Raw genomic sequence first — 21,163 nt, forward strand, 5'->3', positions numbered from 1 at the left:
TCATCCATGGACGGACCCCAGACCCTCTACCTGATCTACCACGATCCCGCCGCCGCGCCGGATGCGCCGCTCGACCTGCATGGCGACGGTCATCCGCTGGCGGACGGATTGTGGCTGGTGCGCTCCGGCCTCTCGCGCTCGAAGCTCTATCACCGGATCAAGTGGCAATTGCCCGAGGGCACCGCGCTTCTCTGCGCGCCGCTGGCGGACGATCCCGAGGGCTGGCCCAAGTTCAAGGGCATGGAAGCGGGCGCGCTGGCGTGGCTGAAGGGTGGGTAGGGTTTTTGTTTAGTCCCTCAGACGCCGGGCGCGGGCCATCCGGCCCGCTTGGATTCGCGCTACCGCGCGGCGGCCGGTCGGCCTGGCCTCGCGCTCGTCGCGCTCCGGGCTTCCGCTCGCCAGAAAACGTTTTCCTACATGAGAGTTTTTTGTTTGGGTCCCTCAGACGCCGGGCGTGGGCCATCCGGCCCGCTTGGCTTCGGGCCTAACCGGCCCGTGCGTGCGGTCGCACGCGTGCACGCTGCCGCGTGCTTGTTTGGGACGGATATCTCTACCTCGCGCCGAGGATTGGGAAGCCCCCTCTACCGTGTCGCGGCAGCCCGACGCCGTCAGGCGGAGGCAAGGCCGAACGGCCGCCGCGCGGTAGCGCGAAGCCAAGGCGGGCGGATGCCCGCCGCCCGGCGTCTGAGGGACCAAACAAAGGAATCATCTCTTATGTCGGACGAACACGACCCTTTCGCTCCCCCTTCCCCCTCCCGGCCCCGGCCCACGCGGGCGATTGCACGGCAGGCGACATCCGCGGTGGCCTTTGTCGGGGACGAGCCTCGGGCGGACGATCCCCTGCTGGCCTTCGCGCCCTATCTCCACGCACGGCCGCGGCGCAATTCGATCACGCCGGACAAGCAGCGCGCCTTCGTTTCCCACCTCGCCGCGACCGGAATCGTGTCCGATGCGGCGCGCCATATCGGGCGGAGCATGGAGGCGCTGTATAAGCTGCGCGCGCGGCCGGGGGCGGAGGGTTTTGCGGCGGCTTGGGACGCGGCGGTGGAGCGCGGGGTCGACCGGCTCGAACACGGGGCGCTCGCCCGCGCGATCCAGGGCACGCCGGTGTGGAAGGTTACGCCCGATGGCGACATGATGACCTATGGCACGAAGCATAACGAGGCGCTGGTCATGTTCTTCCTGCGCCATCGCCGGCCCGAGCGCTATGCCGCCGAAGTGAAGCCCGGCCATCCGCTCTACGAGCGTATCCGGCACGAGGTGCTGGGCGAGCTGATGCGCGAGGGCGAAGGCCGCGAGGCCGAGGTGCTGGCACTGTTGTCGGAAAAGCTCGATGCGCTGGCGGCGGCGCGGTCTACTGGAACTCGACCAGCACCGGATGGCTCGCCGGCCCCTGCGGATCCGGATCGGGAGTAATCAGGCGCACCAGGGTGTCGTCTCGCTGAAGGTCCGGGCGGGCGGTCGCCGCGATATGTTCGGCACGCACGATCGTGACCCCGGCCGAACCGTTCGGGCTGTCGGGGGCGTCGGTGACGAGATGGCGGGAGACGTCCCCGGCATCGCGATCCCGGGCGGACGGTGGGACGGATGTCCGCGCCGATATCGCGATGCCAGTTTCGTACATACCGGCAGCGTTACTCCGTTGATCGCGTTCCCGGCCTATAATGTGGACGGATGGGTCAGCAAGGACCGCGATCGAGAGCGCTGCAACCAGCATAAGAATGAAAATGGAATGAGTCTTCGAACAAGCGAAGTCACGAGCCGAGACGGGAACGTCGTGTAACGTCCTCTGGTTGATTAACCCTGTTAAATCATGCATATATTAGAACGTTACATGCGTTTTACGTAACGTTTTTAGCGAAAGGTTAAGGCGCGTTAACCGTGGAAATGTCGCAAAACCCGAAAGCTATGGCGGCGGCGATACGGATTCGCGACGAAATTGCGCGAATCATCGGGCATCCGATTTTCCAGTCCTCGCCCGCCCAGCGCGCGCTGTTAACCTATTTTGGCGACCGCTCTATCGAACGGCTCGGGCCGCCCACCCAGACCGAAATCGCGACCGAGGCGCTCGGGCGGCGCGACGATTACGATCCCACCAGCGACAGCTCGGTCCGCGTCCAGGTCTCGCGCCTGCGCAAGAACCTGTGGCGCTACTATACGATCGAGCAATCGCCCGACGGGCTGTGCCTGCATGTCCCGCCCGGCCGTTACGAACTGCTGCTCGCGACCCGCGAGCGCGCCTATCCGCAGCCAGAGAGCAAGACCGCGCCCTCCCCTGCGGCGCCCCCTTCCCCTGCCGCCCCGGGCCCGATCGAACCGCCCAGCAGCATTCCGCCCGAAGTGCCGGTCGACGAGCCCGCGGCGGCGACCGATCGCGCACGTACTGCGTCGATCCGCCGGTGGTGGATCCCAGCCGCGATCGCGGCTGGACTGGCGACACTCGCGGTGCTGCTCTGGTGGCTGGGTCCGCTCCGCCCCGCGCCGGTGCGCGACGGCCCGCCTGTTCTCGCGTTGGAAGTGGCCGAGGCATCCGGCCTCGATCCCGAAGCGGCGCGACAATATGGCCAACTCGTCGCTGTCGCCCGGCGGCAATTCGATTACTCGCTCGTTTCCGATACGGTCAAAGGGCATGCCGAGGCGGGTGACTACATCATCACGATATCGGCCCATCCGCTGGGCAACGGCACCGGCATTCGAATCCGCGCCATCGATGCAACGGGTAACGTCTTCCTGCGCGCCGAGCATCCGCTGGACCAAGGTGAAGAAACCCGCGCCGCCTTCGCGTCCGACATGTTGTATCTCACCTCGCTCAACGGCTTGATCGCCCAGCGAGAGCTCGACCGTGCCGGGGCCGAACCCGGCACGGCTTATCAATGCTTCCTCGCGATCGAGAACCGCCGCGGCGAAGGTTCGGCGGTCACCGATCTGGTGAGCGACTGCCGCACACGGTTTCCGGGCAGCCGCTATGAGCCGATCTGGCTCACCCGTCTCGCTTTCGCCGAGTATCAGGCAGCGATTATCGCCGGTGAGGCCATCGAGCGGAGCGGACGCAAATGGTCCTATCTGCAGGAAGCGCTCGAGCGCGATCCCTTCAACCCCTATGCCACACTGGTGGCCGCCAAGGTCGAACTGGCCAACGGCAATTGCGGGCCCGCGCGCGTGCTGACCAATCGCGCGCTCAGCTATGGGCAAAGCTATCCCACGCTGATCTCGGCGGCGTTTTCCGATCTCGAAAACTGCCCCGGCATTATCGACGAACCCGCGATCATGATTACCGAGTTCGAGCGGATTGCCGAAACCAGCACGTTCATGGACCCCCTCCAGGGCCTCTATCTCGTGATCGCCTCGATCGCGCTCGACAGGCCCGATATCGCGCGAAAGATCGCTGCGCTGATCGATCCCGGGAACAAGGGCGAAGTCTCTAACGCCGCCCGGCTGTTCGCGCGCAGCGTGCTGGAGCCCGGGTTTTTCGACAGCAATCGTTCGCGCGTGGGCACCGTGCTGACCCGCTTCGTCTGGGGCGAACGCGCGCGCACTTCCGTGCTCGACTGGCTCGATCGCAACGGCGGCAAGATACCCGCCCCTTCCCCGACGACAACGCCTGCACCGGAGTAGATTGCTACGAGGGGCAACTGCGCCTTGCCCGGTCACCCAACCCGAAACGGGCCCTTACCGGCAAAGAACCTTGCCTTGCCTCCCACACCCGTTACGCTTGGGCCATGCTCGATTCTTTCTTCGACCATGCGGCCATCACCGACGGGATCACCGTGCGGGTGAGCGCGCAATTCCTGCCCGAACAATCGTCCGCGCAGGAACATCGCTGGTTCTGGGCCTATCACATCCGCATCGAGAACGGTTCTGATCGGGCGGTCAAGCTGATCTCCCGCCATTGGCGGATCACCGATGCCGGCGGCGCGGTCAACCTGGTCGAGGGCGAAGGCGTCGTCGGCGAGCAGCCGCTGCTGCGCCCGGGAGACAGCCACGATTACGTTTCCGGCTGTCCGCTCGCGACCCCTTGGGGCTCGATGGAAGGCCGCTATACCTTCACCGCCGCCGATGGCGAACGGATCGAGGCCGCAATACCCTTCTTCCCGCTCGAAGCGGCAGAAACGACGCCGCGCTAAGGCTGCGAAAGCTCCCACGCCGTCCGTATCGATCCCAGGATGACGGGACGTAGCCTGCGCGCCGCTTCCATGGCTCCTGTATCCTGTGTCAGGTAGTTCCGCTCCATGTCGGACCGGCCCACCTGCCGGGCCTTGCGGAACAGTGCGTACGCCTCGCGATGATGATCATTGCGCTGGGCAAACGCGGCCGCGGCGGCGATGATGCGCACGGCATCGCCCGCTCGCCGATCCGCCAGCGAAAGCGCCTTTCGGGCCGCGACCCGGTGGCTCGCTTCGGCTTGCCCGGTGCGACCCATCGCGTCCTGCGCCAGCGCCCGCTCGCTTGCGATATCGGCTCCATAGGTGTCGACCGACGCGCTGAAAGGCATGGGCATGAAGGCCTGGGCAAGTTCGAGATGATCGAGCGCGCGCGCATATTCGCCCAGGCCGCGGCTGGCGATCGCCATGCGATAGTGCAGCGCGCCCATATCGAAATTGGACATGGCCCGATTGTCGCGCGCATATTGCTCTACCTCGAGCAGAACGGGATAGGCTTCCGCATTCCGCTCCAGATCGACGAGCGCCGTCGCCTTCCAGGTTTCCGCGGCATGGACGAGCCGCTCATGGTCGATCCCATCGTCAGGCGCTCTTGTCGCAGCCCGCGCGGCAAGCTCAGTGGCGCGCTCGAACGCCGCCAGCGCGTTGGCCCAGCGCTTTTTCTCGCGCAGTATGTTCCCCTTCATGATCAAGGCCAGGACCGCCGCTGCGGGATCACCATCCGCATCGATCAAGGCGAGTTCGGTGGCGCGATCGGCATGATGGCCCGCCTGTTCGATCCGTCCGTTGTTCGACCAGAGCAGAGCGAGCGCGGAGTGAAGCCCGACGCAGTCGCGCCGTGCGAGCCTTCCGGCCTCGCAGGCTGCGATCCAATCGTCGAACTGCGTCCCCGCCTGCTCGATATCGCCCGCTTCGACGAGGTCGAGAAACCGGTCCTGTCGATCCCGGAAATCCTCGGCCGGCAGGGCGCTTTGCGCGGCGGCCGGGCCAGCGGAAACTATGAGCAAGCCAAGCAGCAGGGCGAGCAGGTGTCCAGGCGCCCACCGCCTCAGCCGCTCTCGCTTTCCCCCTGCGTTTCCAGACCATCGCGCGGTTTGCATGATGCGGTCATAACGCTTTCGCCGCAAATGCGCAGACAGTTTCATCGGTCGACCTCGTACGCAAAAGCGCCGGTTGGAACCAGTGCTTGGGTTGACCAGCGCATTTTGATGCGGCGCGTGTTTGCAATCCGGCTTGTGAGCCGCCTGCCCTGTTAGTAACGCACGCGCCGATGGACGACGTTAAGCCCCGGCAATCCGATCCCTTCTGGTGGTGCGCGGCGATCGCGATGGCCTTTGCCGGGCTCGCGGCGATCCGGCTCGGAATCCCGACGCGGCCCTATTTCGACGAAGTGCATTACGTCCCCGCAGCGCGCACGCTCGAGTCGCTCACGCATCCGGTCAATGCCGAGCATCCGCTGCTGGCCAAGGCCTTGCTGGCGCTGGCGATCGATGCGGTCGGCGATACGCCGGTGGCCTGGCGTATCCCGGCGCTGATCGCGGGGACGCTCGGCCTGTTCGCCTTCATGCGCATGCTGTGGTGGGCCACATTCTCGCGCGCCGTGCCGCTGATCGGCGGGTTATTGCTGGCGACGAATTTCCTGTGGTTCGTTCATGCCCGCATCGCCATGCTCGACGGGCCGATGGCGGGATTCGCCATGCTTGCCGGATGGGCCTTCGTACGCGGACTGCGCGAACCGGCGCGCGCACGCTGGCAATTCGCGCTTGCCGGCGTGCTGATGGGCCTCGCGCTGGGCACCAAGTGGAGCATCGCCCCGCTACTCGTACTGCCGGGGCTCGCCTTCCTCTGGGCCAAGGCGCGCGACACGGGCACCGCTCTCGTCACCGCGCGCGAAGGCGGGTTGGTACCCGGCATGCGGCTTCCCGAAGCGGCGCTGTGGCTCGGCCTGCTGCCGCTGGTGGTCTATTGGCTGACGTTCGCCCCGGCGTTCTTCTATCTGCACGACGCGCTCGGCCCGCTCGATATCGTCGGCCAGCACGAGCGGATGTTCGCGCTGCAATCGAGCGTGGTGAAGGGGCACCCCTACCAGAGCGTGTGGTGGCAGTGGATCTTCAACCTGCGCGCGATCTGGTATCTCTACGAAGTGGTCGATGGCGCCCAGCGCGGCATCGTGCTGATCGGCAATCCGGCGACGATGGTGTTCGGTCTCGCCGCGCTGGTGTGGAGCGCATGGCGCTGGATCCGCTCGGGCGAGGCACTGTGGCTTGCGCCGCCGCTGGCATGGGTCGCGCTGATGGCGCTGTGGGCCCTGGCGGACAAGCCGGTGCAGTTCTTCTTTCACTACATGATGCCGATGACCGCGCTGATCGTGGCATTGGCGCTGGTGACGGGCCGCTGGTGGGACGAAGGCCGGCGCTGGCCGGCCTGGGTCGTGGTGGGCGCGTCGATCGCGTTCTTCGCCTATTTCTTCCCCATCCTCACCGCCGCCCCGCTCCAGGACGATCAGGCTTTCCTGCACTGGGCCTGGTGGAGCGGGTGGCGGTAGGGGGTTTCCTCAACCCTCGGGCATGATCTCGATATGGATCGCCTCTTCGGGGCGGAGATATTCCCTGGCCAGCGCCTGCACGTCTTCCGCCGTCACCAGCGTGAAATCGGCGATCGCGCTGTCGAGCTGGCCGATCCGGCGCGGGTCGAACGTCGCGTCGTCGAGCTGCCACATGTAGAACGCCGCTCCGAGCGTTTCGGGGCGCAGCATCCGGCGCAGCGGGCTGGTCGCCTTGGCGAGTTCGTCCTCCCCCGGCCCGTTGGCGACGAGATCGGCGGCAATCGCGTCGACTTCCTCGAAAATCGCGGGCACGTCTTCGGGCTTGACCAGCGCGAGAGCCATCAGCCTTCCGCCATTGTCGATCGAGACCGGCCATTGCGAAATCATCTGCGGCGCGTAGCTCGCGCCCAGCCGCTGGCGCAGCGCCTCGAGCAGGCGATTGGAGAACAGCGTCGAGACCACTTCGAGCTGGCGCGCCTTGCGGTATTCGACGACCCCGCCCGAGGTCGGCCAGGCCACCACCGCCATCGCCTGGTCCGACGGACCGCGATGGGTCACCTTGATCGGAGTGGATGTGGGTGCGGTTGCGGGAACGGTGGTCGGCGCGGTATCGGCGGGCAGCGGATCGCGCGGGGGGAGCGCGCCGAAACTGCGATTGAGCGCGGCGATCCCGGCCGCGCGGTTGAAATCGCCGAACACCTGCACCTCGACGGGACCGTGCTTCAGGATCTCGCCCCAGACGCGGGCGAATTCCTCGTCGGTGGTATTCTCGAAATCCTCGGCCGTCGCGGCGCGGAAGCGCGGATCGTTGTCGTGGAGCAGCAATTCGAGGTCGCGTTCGAGCACGCCCGGAGCGCTGGTCGCATAGCTGCGATAGCCCTGGATGCCCGCCGCCCGCGCGCGTTTCACCGGCCCTGCGTCCCATTCGGGATACACGAATTTCGAAGCGAACAGGTACAACTGGTCGGCAAGATCTTCGTTACGGGTCTCGGCGGAGAAGACGAAGCGCCCATCCTCGATCGTGAAATCGAAGCCGATCTTGCGTCCGTTGGTGAGGCGATCGAGCGCTTCATTGTCGAGCCCGGCATTGCCCGATGCCACCAGCGCGAGTTCGCCCATTCGCGCATAGGGTACCTCGTCGGCGGAGAAGGCGCGCTGGCCTGCGCCGAAGCGGACCTTCACGGTCAGGCGGCCGGGTTCGTTGTCCTTGGGCCAGATCAGCGCGCTGACGCCGTTGCCCCAGTCGAGCCTCTCGATCTGCTGGGCGCCGGTGGCGGTGATCTGCGCTTCGCGCGGGGTACCGATCGCGGGCAGTTCGTCGAAATCGACTTCGGCAGCGGCCAGGCGCGCGCCGGTATCGGGGGCGACTTCGCGGGTCAGCGCCCGGGTGAGCGCCACCGGATCGCCGACGCCGGGACGGTCGGACAGCAGCAGCGCGCGGCCGACCTTGCCCTTGAACAGTTCGCGGGTCGCGTCGTGGATTGCTTCGGGTGTAAAGCCGGGCAGCGCGCTCTGGTACAGTCGCAGCACCGCGCCGGGCGAGGTCGTGGTCTCGCGGATGTCGAGCGCACCGACGATGTCGTCGGCCACTTCGGACGAGTTGCGCAGACCGCGGCGGGCGAAATAGTCCTGGTAGGCGACGCCGAGTTCGGATGCCTCGCGGTCGATTTCCTCCTGCGTCGGCGGGTTCGCGATCGCATCGGCGATGATCCCGCGCACTTCGGCGAGCGCTTTTTCCCATTCGCCTTCGAGCGGGGCGATCGAGATCGTGGTCTGGTCGCTCGAGCGATAGGTGTCGTCCTGCCTGACTTCGGCATAGAGGTACGACCCGGCGCGGGCGCGCGCTTCCAGTCGGCGGTTGAGCACCGATTGCGCGATCGTGGTGCGCATCAGGCCGCGATTGTAGACCTTGGTATCGAGCACCGGGCGCCACGGCCGCAGGATCGTCCAGCCGAGCGCGGGCGAGAGGTCGGGTTCGACCATCGTCGTCACCTGGCCGAGCGGTGGAAGGATACCGGGCGATGGCGCGGCATCGTCGGGCGCGACCGGATCGCCGAAATCGGGATCGGGCGCGGGATTGGCGGGCGCTTCCCAACCGCTGTAATTTTCCTCGATCAACCGCGCGACCTCGATCGGGTCGACCGCGCCTGCAACGACCAGCACCGTCTTGTCCGGGCGGTACCAGCGCTTGTGAAACGCGGCGACGCTATCGCCGGTCGCGCCCTGCAGCGTCTCGAGCGTGCCGATCGGCGCGCGTTCGCCGAGCCGCATCCCGGCATAGAAGGTTTCGCGCTGGGCATCGGCGACGCGGCGCTGGGCGCTGTCGCCATCGCGTTTCTCGGCCAGCACGATGGGGAATTCGTCGCGCACATTCTCATCCGACAGCACCGGTGCCTCGATCATGCCCGAGAGATAGCGCAGCGTGGCGCGGACATCCTCTTGCGACGCATCGGGCACGTCGATCTGGTAAACCGTCTGTGTAGGGCTGGTGGTCGCGTTGGCATCGATCCCGATCTGCGCGCCCATCGCCTGCCAGGTCGAGAACGCCTCGTTCTTGCCCAGATACTTGCTCTCGCGAAACAGCAGATGCTCAAGCAGATGCGCGTAGCCCTGCTCGCTTTCCTCTTCGTACAGAGAGCCTGCATCGACCACCGCGCGAAACGCGACCTGCCCGTCGGGCACGCCATTATAGCGCACCGCATAACGCAGCCCATTGGGCAGTTCGCCGAATACCCAGGCGCGTTCCTGCTCGAGGTCCGAGCCTTCGTAGAACCAGTTGTCCTGACCGAATTGGAGGCTTTGCGGATAGGCCGACTGGTCGTGCCGCGTCGCCGAAGCGTCCGCCTCCTGCGCGGCGGCAGGTGCGGCGATGGCGGAGATCAGGAGAGCGAATGCGGCGAAGGCGCGCGGGAATGAACTCATGCCGCCCGTCTATCGAGCGGCGCGATGAAGCGCGAGTGAATATGCGAGCCCGCTGCGCCCAAATGCACTCCGCCTAGCTTGCGGCGCGACACTCTTGGAACACGCGCGCCATTTCGGGGCGGCTCGGCAGGTAAAGTGTCGGCAGGCCCGGTACTTCTAGCGTGAAGCGTCCGCGCGAGAAGGAAATGCGATCGAACAACGGATCGACCGGCGGCAGGCTCGCCTCGTACATCAGCGGCCGCACCGGGCGCGCGGTGCGCGAATCGGTGGTCCGCTCGCCATCGGCCTGGAAGGTGCGGAAGGTCATCGGCAGGTCGGCCGTTCCCGAGCCTGCGCGGCGCACATCGATCCGGCGATCGCGGCAGCGCATCTCGACCAGCACATCGCCACCGGGCGTGCGGAATTCGGCATTGGCCGGACGGCCCGCTTCCTTGAGCGAATACCAGCTGCCCGCCGTCTGCGGGGCATCGCGCCAATCGTCGTAGGTCGGGCTGGGCGCCGGCGCAGGAGCCGGCGCGGGAGTCGAGACCGGCGGCGGTGGTGGCGGAGGCGGCGTCGGCTCTGGCGCGGCCTGCTGCTGACAGGCGGCGAGCGACAACACCGCGAGCGGCGCGAGGATCGTATAGCGGATCGGCTTGATGGACTTCATCCATCCCGTATGGGAGGGGGATCGCCCACCCGCAAGCGTCCCGAAGCCGAAACGACAGCGAAAATGGCCCAACCGAAGAAATCCGCCGGGAAAATCCGCGTCGATCAGGCGCTTGTTGCGCGCGATCTCGCCGAAAGCCGCACCAGAGCGCAGGCGCTGGTGATGGCAGGCGTGGTCTTCTCAGGCGAGACCAAGCTCGAAAAGCCCGGCCAGCAGATCGCGGCCGACGCCCCGCTCGACGTGCGCGGGCGCGATCATCCCTGGGTCAGTCGCGGCGGGATCAAGCTGGCCGGCGCGCTCGAAGCGTTCGCCCTCGATCCGGCGGGCGCGGTGGCCATGGATATCGGATCCTCGACCGGGGGCTTTACCGACGTGCTGCTGACTCATGGCGCGGTGCATGTGTTCGCGGTCGATAGCGGGACCAACCAGCTCGCCTGGAAATTGCGCTCGGACGAGCGCGTCACCGTGCTCGAACAGACCAATGCCCGTCACCTGACACCCGATCTGATCGACCGCGATTGCAACTGGCTGGTGTGCGATGCGAGCTTCATCGGGCTCGCCAAGGTGCTCGAACGCCCGCTCTCGCTGGCAGCGACCGATGCGCGGGCTGTGGTGCTGGTGAAGCCGCAGTTCGAAGTCGAGCGCCATGAAGTCGGCAAAGGCGGGGTTGTCCGCGATGGCGCCCTGCACCGGCGCGTGTGCGATGAGGCTCGCGCCTGGTTCGAAAGCCAGGGCTGGACCGTCGACGGGATCGTGCCGAGCCCGATCACGGGCCCGGAAGGCAATGTCGAATTCCTCCTTGCCGCGCGGAGGGGGAACGTCGCGCCATGCCATGTCCCCGAGCCGGACACTGCACCCGCGTGATTTGCGCTTCGCCGCGCGTATGCTAGCGACCCCATGAAACGACGCGGAGACATCGAGTGAACCTGATCGCCTCGCCCGGCCAATTGCGCGCATCGCTGCTGCGCTGGAGCCTTTTCCTCGTGCCGCTCACTTTGTTGCTCGGCTTCCTGTCGGGGCAGATCGGCGATGCAGCGAGCCCGTGGTTCCAGAGCCTGACCAAACCGTCGCTTTTCCCGCCGCCTGCAACCTTCGGGATCGTGTGGTCGATCCTTTACGTGATGATCGGGTTCGCTGCTGCGGTGGTCGCTTCGGCGCGCGGCGCGCATGGGCGCGAAGTCGCGTTGATTGCGTGGGTCGTCCAACTCGCGCTCAACCTTGCGTGGAGCCCTCTGTTCTTCGGCGCCCACCGCATCGCCGAAGCGCTGTATCTGCTGATCGCGATCGATATCGCGGTGCTGGTAACGGTGGTGCTGTTCTGGCGGGTCCGCAAGCTCGCCGGGCTGTTGCTGGTTCCCTATCTCGCCTGGGTCCTGTTCGCGACCGTGCTGAACTTCCAGTTCCTGCAAGCGAACCCCGATGCGGCGAACAGGGATGTGTCCGGCGCGGTGCAGCGGGTGGAAATGTGAGGAAGAGAGGCTGAACAAAACCCTCTAGACTTTCTGCCCTCCCCATCCCACATCGCTTCCATGCAATCCGAGAACCCCATCATCGCCGATTTCGTGAAACTCGCCAACGCCGCGGCGGGCACTTTTGCGGGCATGACCCGCGAAGCACGGGACGGCGCGCGCGAGCGGTTGAAGGAATCGCTGGGCGGGCTCGATTTCGTCAGCCGCGAAGAGTTCGAGACGGTCAAGCAGATGGCCTCCAAGGCGCGCGAGCAGCAGGACATCCTCGAAGCGAAGATCGCTGCGCTCGAAGCCAAGATCGCCGGCAAAACCGACATCGGTTAATTGGGGAGCCGGGCAACCTTTCGCGCGTTTGATGCGCGAAGGAGTTGCTTCCATGCTTACCCAGCTCAATCCATCGATACCGCTGCACGTCCTCGGCAAGGGGGCGGGCCTTGCCTTTGCCGTGATCGATTACGGGCCCGAGCACAATCTGCTCTGGATCACCGCGATCGATGAAACCGGCGAAATCTGGTGCGCACCCAATCCGCAGGTCCGGATGCAGCAGAACTGGAGCATGGGGCGTGCGAAACCGCTCGCGGTGAAAGCCGACGAGGCCGAAAGGGCGATGTCGAGCAGCGCGGATTGATGCGTCTTCGCCGTTCTCCATTCGCGCAGACACTCTGACTATTCGACAGCTTACAGATGCCGCTGGCTACGCAGCGGGGGCGCGGTGAGATAGGGCCGGAACATGCAATTGCGCGCGCCTGCCATTCTCGTCGCTTCACGCCCGCATGGCGAAACGGCGGCGATCGCGCGGTTGCTGACCGAAGAGCACGGCCTCGTCGCAGGCTATGTCGCCGGCGGGCGCGGGCGGCAGCTGCGGCCCGTGCTGATCCCCGGCAATATCGTCGCGCTCGATCTGCGTGCGCGTTCGGCGAGCCAATTGCCGTTTGCCAAGCTGGAGCTGGTAGAGAGCCGCGGGCCCTTGATTGGCGAGCCGCTGCCCGCCGCCGCAATCCAGTGGACATGCGCGCTGACCGCCGCCGCCCTGCCCGAGCGCCAGCCCTACCCCGCGATCTACGAAGCCTGCGAGGCCCTCCTCGCCGCGATCGCCGCTGCGCCGAGCGCGCGTGGCTGGGCGGGCGCACTCGCGGGATACGAGATGCTGGTGCTGCGCGAGCTGGGGTTCGGCGGCGCGGTTCAGCGACCCGATCCTGCAGAATGGGCCGCCTTCCTCGACGCATTCGACCGGATCGAGGCGCCGTTGCGCGATTACCTGCTGGGCGAACGCCGCGAGGACCTGCTCTCTGCGCGGGGGCGATTGCGTGGACGGTTGGCGCAGATTGGCGCTTAACACGCGACTCCGGCTCGGCTAATCGCTTGGCCGACACATCATGGCGACCTCTACCGCATCTTCCGCGCTCACCCTCGCGATCGTCCTGCCGACGCTCAATGAGCGCGACAATCTCGCAGGTCTGGTCGCGCGGCTCGAAGGCGCGCTCGGCCCCGATGGCTGGGAAGCGATCTTCGTCGACGACAACTCGCCAGACGGCACCGCCGATGCGGCGCGCGACCTTGCGCTGAACGACCGCCGGGTGCGGGTGATCCAGAGGATCGGGCGGCGCGGCCTCGCCTCGGCTGCGATCGAGGGTATGCTTTCCACCGCCGCGCCCTACGTGGCGGTAATGGATGCCGACCACCAGCACGATCCGCGCCTGCTGCCGCAAATGCTCGCGTCGCTCGAAAGCGGCGAAGCCGAGGTCGCTGTGGCCTCCCGCTTCGTCGAGGGCGGGAGCGCCGAAGGCCTGTCGAGCGCGCGGCGCGAAACCGGATCGAAGCTCGCCAACGGGCTTGCGCGGCGGCTGACAGGGGTTGAGTTGAGCGATCCGATGTCGGGCTATTTCATGCTGCCCTCCAAGACCCTCCGCGCGACGGCGGACAAGCTTTCGGGCATCGGATTCAAGATCCTGCTCGATATTCTTGCAACGGCAGACGAACCCTACCGCGTGCGCGAATTCCCGCTTCGGTTCGCCCAGCGCGCAAGCGGCGAAAGTAAGCTCGATCGCACCGTCGTGTTCGAATACCTCGTCGGTCTCTACGACCGCTGGCTGGGGCGCGTCATCCCGACGCGTTTTGCGCTGTTCGGCACGATCGGCGCGGCGGGCGTGGTGGTTCACATGGCCATCCTCGCAGCGTTTCTCCACACCTTCGGCGGGACCTTTCACGGCCAGGTCGTGACCCCGTTCGATGTCGGCCAGACGGTTGCCGCTCTGGTGGCGATGACCTTCAACTTCGCGCTCAACAACGAGCTGACTTATGCCGACAAGCGCCTGCGCGGCACCGCTGCGCTGCTGGCCGGCTGGCTCAAATTCGGGCTGACCTGCTCGGTCGGCCTGCTAGCCAATATCGGCGTCGCCAGCGTGCTCGTGCGCTACGATATGAGCGCCTATCTCGCCGCTTTGGCGGGCATCGTGATCGGGTCGGTGTGGAATTTCGCCCTGTCGAGCCGGTTCGTGTGGGGCCGGTATTGACGAGGAAACTGTGGCGCAGTGGCCATTTCCTCCCTATGTCCCGAAGCGATGGCCCACACTTGGACACCCGAAGGCTGGCGACAGCACGATGCGCGGCAATTGCCCGATTATCCCGACGCAGCCGCTCTCGATGCGGCAACGGCAGAGCTCGCCCAGCGTCCGCCGCTGATCTTTGCGGGTGAAACGCGCGCCCTGACCGAGGATCTCGCCCAGGTTGCGCGCGGCGAAGCCTTCCTGCTGCATGGCGGCGATTGCGCCGAGAGTTTCGCCGAATTCCACCCCGACAATATCCGCGACACCTTCCGCGCGCTGTTGCAGATGGCGGTGGTGCTGACCTTTGCCGGCCGCATGCCGGTGGTGAAGATGGGCCGCATGGCGGGCCAGTTCGCCAAGCCGCGCTCTGCCCCCACCGAAGTGCAAGACGGGGTCGAGCTGCCGTCTTATCGCGGCGACAGCGTCAACGGCATCGAGTTCGAGGAAAGCGCGCGCCAGCCCGATCCGCAGCGCATGCTCCACGCCTATGCGCAATCGGCCTCGACGCTGAACCTGCTGCGCGCATTCGCTGGCGGCGGCTACGCCAATTTGCGGCAGGTCCACCAGTGGACGCTCGATCACATTGCGAGCAGCCCGTGGGCGCAGAAATTCACCGAAACCGCCGATCGCATCGGCGAAGCGCTCGATTTCATGGAAGCTTGCGGGGTCGATCCCGCCAAGGTCCCGCAATTGCAGGGCACCACGTTCTACACCAGCCACGAAGCGCTGCTGCTCCCCTTCGAGGAAGCGCTCGCGCGGCGCGACCAGCTGTCCGGTGAATGGTACGGCTCCTCGGCCCACTTCCTGTGGGTCGGCGATCGCACCCGCTTCGATGGCAGCGCGCATATCGAATTCCTGCGCGGCATCGCGAACCCGGTCGGCATCAAGTGCGGTCCCTCGCTCGATCCCGACCTGCTGCTGCGGCTGCTCGACACGCTCAACCCCGATCGCACCGAGGGGCGGATCACGCTGATCACCCGCTTCGGGCACGATACGATCCAGGACGGCCTGCCGCCGCTGCTGCGCGCGGTGAAGCGCGAAGGGCATCCGGTGGTGTGGAGCTGCGACCCGATGCACGGCAATGTCGTAAAGACGGCGAGCGGATTGAAGACCCGCCCGTTCGAGCGGATCCTGACCGAGGTGCGCGGCTTCTTCGCCGCCCACCGCGCCGAAGGCACGCATCCGGGCGGCATCCACCTGGAAATGACCGGGCAGGACGTGACCGAATGCGTCGGCGGCGCGATCGCGATCACCGACGACCGGTTGGGCGACCGCTATCACACGCATTGCGATCCGCGGCTCAATGCGGCGCAATCGCTCGAGCTCGCTTTCATGATCGCCGAGACCCTGCGCGAGGAAACCGAAGCCGATGGCGGCCTTGCCGGCACGGCCGACGCCGACGCTGCCTGATCGACTACTACCGCTGAATTGTTGGGATAGTTTTCGCGTGTGAACGGTTCACATAGGCGACAGGCCCCCTATGTTGGTGGGCCATACGGGGGAGAGCCATGTCGGCCCAAGCCGCACACAAACTGATGCCGGACGGATCGCTGGCCGATCATTACCGCGCCGTGCGCGAACTAAGCGGGGCGCTGGCCGCGCCGCTGTCCGATGCCGATGCCACGATCCAGTCGATGGAAGACGCCTCGCCTGCCAAATGGCACCTGGCGCACACGACCTGGTTCTTCGAAACCTTCATCCTCGCCGATCACCTGGACGGGTACACCCCGTTCGAGGCCGACTGGCCCTTCCTCTTCAATTCCTATTACGAAAGCCAGGGCGCGCGCCACGAACGCTGTCGCCGCGGCATGATCACGCGCCCGACCAAGGACGAGATCCTCGCCTACCGCGCGCATGTCGATGAGGCGATGGAGCCGCTGATCGAAAGCGGGGTCCGCGCCGATCTGGTCGCGCTGGGCTGCGCGCACGAACAGCAGCACCAGGAATTGCTGCTGACCGATATCAAGCACGCACTATTCCAGAACCCGCTCGGCCCGGCGATGTTCGACAAAGCCGCCCATGCCGAGCCATCCGAACGCAGCGAGCCGCACTGGATCGAGCATCCCGGCGGCATCGCGCGGATCGGCCACCAGGCGGAAGGCTTCGCCTACGACTGCGAAGGCCCGGTTCATCGTATCCTGCTCGAGCCGTTCGCGCTGCGCTCCACCCTGGTCACCAATTGCGAATGGGACGCGTTCATCGCCGATGGCGGCTATGAAAATCCGTTGCTGTGGCTTTCCGATGGCTGGGGCTGGGTCGAGGACAACGCGATCTCCGCCCCGCTCTACTGGCGCGACGGCGAGCAGTTCACCCATGCCGGATGGCAACCGCGCGATCCGGAGGCTCCGGTCACCCACATCTCGCTGTTCGAAGCCGATGCCTATGCCCGTTGGGCCGGCTATCGCCTGCCGACCGAAGGCGAATGGGAAGCGATCGCGCGCGGACAGGATGCCGCCGACGCCCCGGCCGCCTTCGATCCGGCGGCAGGCAACCAGCTCGATCGCGCCGCCGCCCCGGCGTCGCAAGGCGGGAGCGAGCTGTTCGGCGATTGCTGGCAATGGACCCGCTCGGCCTATTCGCCCTATCCCCGCTTCAAGCCCGCCGAGGGCGCGGTGGGCGAATATAACGGCAAGTTCATGAGCGGCCAGTTCGTGCTCAAGGGCGCAAGCTGTGCAACCGCGCGCGGCCATTCGCGCGCTTCGTATCGCAATTTCTTCTATCCGCACCAACGCTGGCAATTCACTGGCCTGCGGCTCGCGAAGGACATCTGATTACATGACCACAAAACAGGGAATCGCGCTCGTCGAGAAGGACGAGGAAGGCGTCGACAAGGCATTTCGCGAGGATGTGCTGACCGGGCTGGCCTATCCGCAAAAGGCGCTGCCCGCACGCTGGCTCTATGACGACGACGGTTCGCACCTGTTCGAGGATATCACGCAGGTCGAGGAATATTACCCCACCCGCGCCGAAACCGAAATCCTGCGCGAACGGGCGAAGGAATTCGCCGCTGCGATCGGAACAGGCACGGCGGTGGTCGAATTCGGATCGGGCAGTTCGGTGAAGACGCCGCTGCTGCTGTCCGCGATCGAACCGGCGGCCTATGTCCCGCTCGACATTGCAGGCGACTTCCTGCGCGCCGCGGCCAATGATCTTGCGAAGAAATTCCCCGGCATGCCGGTCTATCCGGTCGAAGCCGATTTCATGAAAGTGGTCGAGCTGCCGGGCGAAGTGTCCGACATGCCAAAGCTCGGCTTCTTCCCCGGATCGACCATCGGCAACATGGTCCCGCGCACCGCGATCGACCTACTGCGCTCGATGCGCGAGACATTGGGCGATGGTTCGACCCTGCTGATCGGGATGGACCTGGTGAAGGACCCCGCCGTCCTCGAAGCCGCCTATGACGATGCGGCGGGCGTGACGGCCGAGTTCAACCTCAACCTTGCGCGCCGGATCAATCGCGAATTGCGTGGTACGATCCCGATCGACGCGCTGCGCCACGAAGCGCGCTGGAACGACGATTACGCCCGCGTCGAGATGCATCTCGTGGCCACGCGCGACTTCACGTTCAACGTCGCAGACCACCAATTCTCGATGGCCGAGGGCGAGAGCATCCACACCGAAAACAGCCACAAGTTCACCCGCCACAGTGCCGCAACGCTGCTGCGCGCGGGCGGCTGGACCCCGGTCGAACGCTGGCTCGATGGCGAAGAACGCTTCAGCCTGATCTTCGCAAAGGCAGCTGAGGCAAGGATCGCACCGTAGGGCGCCGCTCCGGCCCACGGGACGAAAAGCGAGGCAAGTCGCAGCGGGGGCTGAACCGCTGCCCGCCCATTCATCGCTGCTGTCGCGAATATGAACGCGGCTTCCACATTCGGTTCAGCGCGCGAGGCGCACGTTTCCTCTCGTTCCGTAACGGAACTCCGCCCTTCCCGGGCCGCCGGGACCGGCGGTAGCAACACGGGAAGAGGAGAACACGCATGGCGTATGCAAATGCCCACCGGCCACCCGATGCCAGAGCGATCGCCGGGGCCGCCGCGCTCCAGCTGGCGATTGGTGCCCTGGTGGTGACGGGTCTGTCGAATGTCGACCTGCCCTTTATCGAGCCGCCCAAGCCCAATCCGACGGCGACGACGTACAAGATCCCGACGCCGCCGCCCAAACCACCCGAAGCCACCAACGATTCGCCGCTCGACAAGTCCAAGGGCAGACCGACCACATTGGACGCGTCGGACCCGGTAATCGACCGCTTTACCAACGCACCGACGGTGCCGAACTCCGGAACGGTCACGAACTACGGCGACATGCTCGTCCTTCCGGGCCCTGCCACCACCGGCACACCCGGTCCGGCGGTCACGCCCTCGGCCACACCGAGCTTCAAGCCGCTCGCGCCTGCGCCTAGAACATCGCCCAGCAGCTGGTTCAGCACCGACGATTACCCCTCGACCGCCGCGCGGCGCGAACTCGAGGGTACGGTCGGCTATCGCCTCACCATTTCAGCCACCGGCAAGGTCGAAAATTGTACCGTTACCCGATCGAGCGGACATTCCTCGCTCGATCGCGCGACCTGCCAGCTGCTGCCGCGCAGCGGCAAGTTCACGCCCGCGCGCAATGCGAAGGGCGAAAATGTGGGCGGGACCTACAATTCCGAAATCGTCTGGCGACTGCCCTAGGCCGTTCGCGGAAAACTGTGCGCCCGCCGCTTGCTCCCAAACGGCGGGCGTCGCATACCGGCGGGCATGACACACGGGGGCGAAGGCGAAAGCCATCATATCGAGGCTGTGGCAGCGCGCGACATCGCGGATGACGATGCGCTGACCCCGGTCGATCCGAATTATCGCACGGTGCTGCGCCTCTTGATCACGCTGGCGACACTGCCATTCGTGCTCGCCGCCGGCGTGCTCGATCTCGTGCGGCCATTCGGTTCCGGCGTGATGCAGGGTGCCGTGTTTGTGCCAGTGCTGGTTCTCGCCGTCGCCCTGATCTGGCGCTGGCCCCGCCGCCGATATCATGCGCGCGGATACGACCTGGGCACCGACCGCTTGCGAGTGGTGCGTGGGGTGATGTGGCGATCGGACACCGTGGTGCCGTTCGGACGCATCCAGCACATCGACGTAACACGCGGACCGGTGGAGCGGCTCTTCGGCCTCTCCACCCTGGTCGTGCACACCGCCGGCAATCACAACCATGCCGTGCCGCTGCCCGGCCTGAGCGAAGAGTCCGCCGCCGCAATGCGCGAGGAAATCCGCGCCCATATCAAGCGCGAAACCCGGTGACCGAGCCTCACGACGAACCTCCGACCGAAGCGGTCGAAAGCGTTCAGCGCACCGCGCAGCTCGGCCTGCTGGTGCGGCTGCTCGATTCGGCGAAGAATGCGATCTTTCCCGCCATCGCTGTATTCGTGGCGTTCGACGACCTGCGCGAGGCAATCGGTTTCCTCCCGATCCTCGGTGTAGTTCTGGGCGTTATCGGCTTCTTTACCTGGCTCGCCTGGTGGCGCACGACCTATCGCGTGGGGCATGACGATGTGCGGGTCGAAAGCGGGATCGTCTCGCGGCAGGCGCGCTCGGTCCCCTATGAGCGGATCCAGGATGTCAGCCTCGAGCAGCCCTTGCTGGCGCGCATCTTCGGCCTCGCCCGCGTCAAGTTCGAAACCGGTGCGGGCGGCGGCGAAGACCTGAACCTCGCCTATGTAACCGAAGTCGAAGCGGCACGCCTGCGCGACGTCGTGCGCGAACGCCGCGACGAGGCCGAACCGGTTACCGAAGGCGACGCGCCCTCGCCCATCGAAGAGCATGAGACGCCGCCGCTCTTCGCGATGGACGAGAAGCGCCTGCTGACGTTCGGCGTGTTCGAATTTTCGCTGGTGATCTTCGCGGTGATCCTCGGTGCGATCGGACAGCTGGATTTCCTGTTTTCGTGGAGAGAACTGGCCGACCAGTTCTTCGACAATGTGATCGAGGGCCAGGGGCGCAAGATCGCCGCGCTGGGCATGGCGGCGCAGATTGCCGGCGCCATCGCAGCTGCAGGCGGCGTGATCGTGCTGGGCCTCGTCACCGGCGTGGTCCGCACCTTCGTGCGCGATTACGGCTTCCGCCTCGATCGCACGCTCAAGGGCTTTCGTCGCCGCCGCGGCCTGTTCACCAAGACCGATGTCGTTATGCCCGTCCACCGGGTGCAGGCCATGCAATACGGTACGCGGTGGTTTCGCCGCCTGTTCGGCTGGCACTCGCTGAAATTCGTGAGCCTTGCCAACGACGCCAAGGATACGAGCCATGTGGTCGTGCCGTTCGGGAAACCTGAAGAGATCGCGCCTGTCGCGGACGCCGCCGGGCTCGCCCTTCCACCCGAAGACACCGCATGGCACCGCCCTCGCGGCGCGCACTGGGTCGACGAAGCCTTGCTGCTCGCGCTGTTTCCGCTGGCGGGTATCGGCGGAGTTCTGGCGTTCTCGCCGATCAAGTGGCCGGCGCTGATCATCGCGCTGCTGTTTCCCGTTATCGGCACTTCCTTCTGGCTCGCATGGCGACGGCACAAGCATGCCACTGCGCTCGGCCAATTGTTCAAGCGGCACGGCATCCTCGCGCCGCAAGTGACCACCGCGCGCACGATGAAGCTGCAATCGGTCGAGATCGCGCAGGGGCCGCTTGCGAGGTTGCGCGGCTACTGCACCGTACATCTGGGCCTCGCGGGCGGAGAATTTTCGATCCCCGGCCTCGCGATCGACGAAGCTCGCGCCTTGCGCGCGGACGTGCTCGAAGCGATCGCGGCCGTCGATTTCAGCGAATTGGACGAACAGCCCGTTCACTTCGGAACCTTGGCGGGCGTCACCGTTTGATCGGGTAAGCTTCGCGCGACGGACGAGAAAACGCTCG

Annotated in this window: 21 protein-coding genes; 17 read left to right on the forward strand and 4 right to left on the reverse strand. The window is 66.0% G+C overall.

The features are described 5' to 3' along the window. Positions 1-6: 6 nt before the first annotated feature. Together GRI68_RS07420 and GRI68_RS07425 are read left to right on the forward strand one after the other, a co-directional pair. A complete protein-coding gene (locus tag GRI68_RS07420) occupies positions 7-279 on the forward strand; it encodes a hypothetical protein (protein WP_160616665.1) in 273 nt (90 codons plus the stop codon). 522 nt (positions 280-801) lie between these two features. Beyond that, entirely contained in the window at positions 802-1,416 is a 615-nt protein-coding gene (locus tag GRI68_RS07425; RefSeq protein ID WP_199799728.1) for a hypothetical protein, read from the forward strand. Here GRI68_RS07425 and GRI68_RS07430 read toward each other — a convergent pair. Then, on the reverse strand, positions 1,355-1,624 hold the full coding sequence (locus tag GRI68_RS07430; protein ID WP_160616666.1) for a hypothetical protein: 270 nt from the start codon (positions 1,622-1,624) through the stop codon (positions 1,355-1,357). The genes GRI68_RS07425 and GRI68_RS07430 overlap by 62 nt on opposite strands. A gap of 284 nt (positions 1,625-1,908) precedes the next feature. On the opposite strand from GRI68_RS07430, the gene GRI68_RS07435 reads away from it, so the two are divergent. Together GRI68_RS07435 and apaG are read left to right on the forward strand one after the other, a co-directional pair. After that, positions 1,909-3,615, forward strand: a complete 1,707-nt coding sequence (locus GRI68_RS07435; protein WP_160616667.1) for a hypothetical protein — start codon at positions 1,909-1,911, stop codon at positions 3,613-3,615. A gap of 104 nt (positions 3,616-3,719) precedes the next feature. After that, positions 3,720-4,124 carry a Co2+/Mg2+ efflux protein ApaG gene (apaG, locus tag GRI68_RS07440; RefSeq protein WP_160616668.1) on the forward strand — a complete coding sequence of 135 codons (405 nt, stop codon included), beginning with the start codon at positions 3,720-3,722 and terminating at the stop codon, positions 4,122-4,124. On the opposite strand, the gene GRI68_RS07445 is transcribed toward apaG, so the two are convergent. Then, on the reverse strand, positions 4,121-5,167 hold the full coding sequence (locus GRI68_RS07445; RefSeq protein ID WP_160616669.1) for a hypothetical protein: 1,047 nt from the start codon (positions 5,165-5,167) through the stop codon (positions 4,121-4,123). The two genes, apaG and GRI68_RS07445, sit on opposite strands and share 4 nt — an antisense overlap. Before the next feature lie 263 nt (positions 5,168-5,430). On the opposite strand from GRI68_RS07445, the gene GRI68_RS07450 reads away from it, so the two are divergent. Then, a complete protein-coding gene (locus GRI68_RS07450) occupies positions 5,431-6,705 on the forward strand; it encodes a phospholipid carrier-dependent glycosyltransferase (protein WP_160616670.1) in 1,275 nt (424 codons plus the stop codon). Between the two features lie 9 nt (positions 6,706-6,714). Here GRI68_RS07450 and GRI68_RS07455 read toward each other — a convergent pair whose 3' ends face one another. Both GRI68_RS07455 and GRI68_RS07460 read right to left on the reverse strand, forming a co-directional pair. Beyond that, complete coding sequence (locus GRI68_RS07455) at positions 6,715-9,627, reverse strand: M16 family metallopeptidase (protein ID WP_160616671.1); 2,913 nt, start codon at positions 9,625-9,627, stop codon at positions 6,715-6,717. Between the two features lie 73 nt (positions 9,628-9,700). Beyond that, the gene (locus GRI68_RS07460; protein WP_160616672.1) at positions 9,701-10,276 is read right to left on the reverse strand and encodes a hypothetical protein; all 576 of its coding nucleotides are present in this window, start codon (positions 10,274-10,276) and stop codon (positions 9,701-9,703) included. A gap of 63 nt (positions 10,277-10,339) precedes the next feature. Between GRI68_RS07460 and GRI68_RS07465 the strand changes: the two genes are divergently transcribed. From GRI68_RS07465 to GRI68_RS07520, 12 genes are all read left to right on the forward strand, one after another. Next, on the forward strand, positions 10,340-11,140 hold the full coding sequence (locus GRI68_RS07465; RefSeq protein ID WP_160616673.1) for a TlyA family RNA methyltransferase: 801 nt from the start codon (positions 10,340-10,342) through the stop codon (positions 11,138-11,140). 56 nt (positions 11,141-11,196) lie between these two features. Then, a complete protein-coding gene (locus GRI68_RS07470; RefSeq protein ID WP_160616674.1) occupies positions 11,197-11,745 on the forward strand; it encodes a TspO/MBR family protein in 549 nt (182 codons plus the stop codon). Between the two features lie 60 nt (positions 11,746-11,805). Beyond that, positions 11,806-12,069, forward strand: a complete 264-nt coding sequence (locus GRI68_RS07475) for an accessory factor UbiK family protein (protein WP_160616675.1) — start codon at positions 11,806-11,808, stop codon at positions 12,067-12,069. A 52-nt stretch (positions 12,070-12,121) separates the two neighbouring features. After that, positions 12,122-12,373, forward strand: coding sequence for a hypothetical protein (locus GRI68_RS07480; RefSeq protein ID WP_160616676.1), 252 nt, complete (start codon positions 12,122-12,124; stop codon positions 12,371-12,373). A 102-nt stretch (positions 12,374-12,475) separates the two neighbouring features. Beyond that, positions 12,476-13,081 carry a DNA repair protein RecO gene (recO, locus tag GRI68_RS07485; RefSeq protein WP_160616677.1) on the forward strand — a complete coding sequence of 202 codons (606 nt, stop codon included), beginning with the start codon at positions 12,476-12,478 and terminating at the stop codon, positions 13,079-13,081. 40 nt (positions 13,082-13,121) lie between these two features. Next, positions 13,122-14,258 (forward strand): glycosyltransferase, encoded by a 1,137-nt coding sequence (locus GRI68_RS07490; protein ID WP_160616678.1) that lies wholly within the window; start codon positions 13,122-13,124, stop codon positions 14,256-14,258. Between the two features lie 48 nt (positions 14,259-14,306). Further along, entirely contained in the window at positions 14,307-15,701 is a 1,395-nt protein-coding gene (locus GRI68_RS07495; protein WP_160617886.1) for a class II 3-deoxy-7-phosphoheptulonate synthase, read from the forward strand. Positions 15,702-15,799: 98 nt separating this feature from the next. Continuing rightward, positions 15,800-17,062: an ergothioneine biosynthesis protein EgtB gene (egtB, locus tag GRI68_RS07500; RefSeq protein WP_160616679.1), complete on the forward strand. Its 1,263-nt coding sequence runs from the start codon at positions 15,800-15,802 to the stop codon at positions 17,060-17,062. A gap of 4 nt (positions 17,063-17,066) precedes the next feature. Beyond that, positions 17,067-18,053: an L-histidine N(alpha)-methyltransferase gene (egtD, locus tag GRI68_RS07505; RefSeq protein WP_160616680.1), complete on the forward strand. Its 987-nt coding sequence runs from the start codon at positions 17,067-17,069 to the stop codon at positions 18,051-18,053. Positions 18,054-18,268: 215 nt separating this feature from the next. Further along, positions 18,269-18,961: an energy transducer TonB gene (locus GRI68_RS07510; RefSeq protein ID WP_160616681.1), complete on the forward strand. Its 693-nt coding sequence runs from the start codon at positions 18,269-18,271 to the stop codon at positions 18,959-18,961. A 66-nt stretch (positions 18,962-19,027) separates the two neighbouring features. Beyond that, a complete protein-coding gene (locus tag GRI68_RS07515; RefSeq protein ID WP_160616682.1) occupies positions 19,028-19,564 on the forward strand; it encodes a PH domain-containing protein in 537 nt (178 codons plus the stop codon). Next, on the forward strand, positions 19,561-21,126 hold the full coding sequence (locus tag GRI68_RS07520) for a PH domain-containing protein (protein WP_160616683.1): 1,566 nt from the start codon (positions 19,561-19,563) through the stop codon (positions 21,124-21,126). Before GRI68_RS07515 ends, GRI68_RS07520 begins: the two co-directional genes overlap by 4 nt. The last annotated feature ends 37 nt before the right edge of the window (positions 21,127-21,163 follow it).

This window comes from Alteriqipengyuania halimionae, assembly GCF_009827575.1.
Lineage (GTDB): Bacteria > Pseudomonadota > Alphaproteobacteria > Sphingomonadales > Sphingomonadaceae > Alteriqipengyuania_A > Alteriqipengyuania_A halimionae.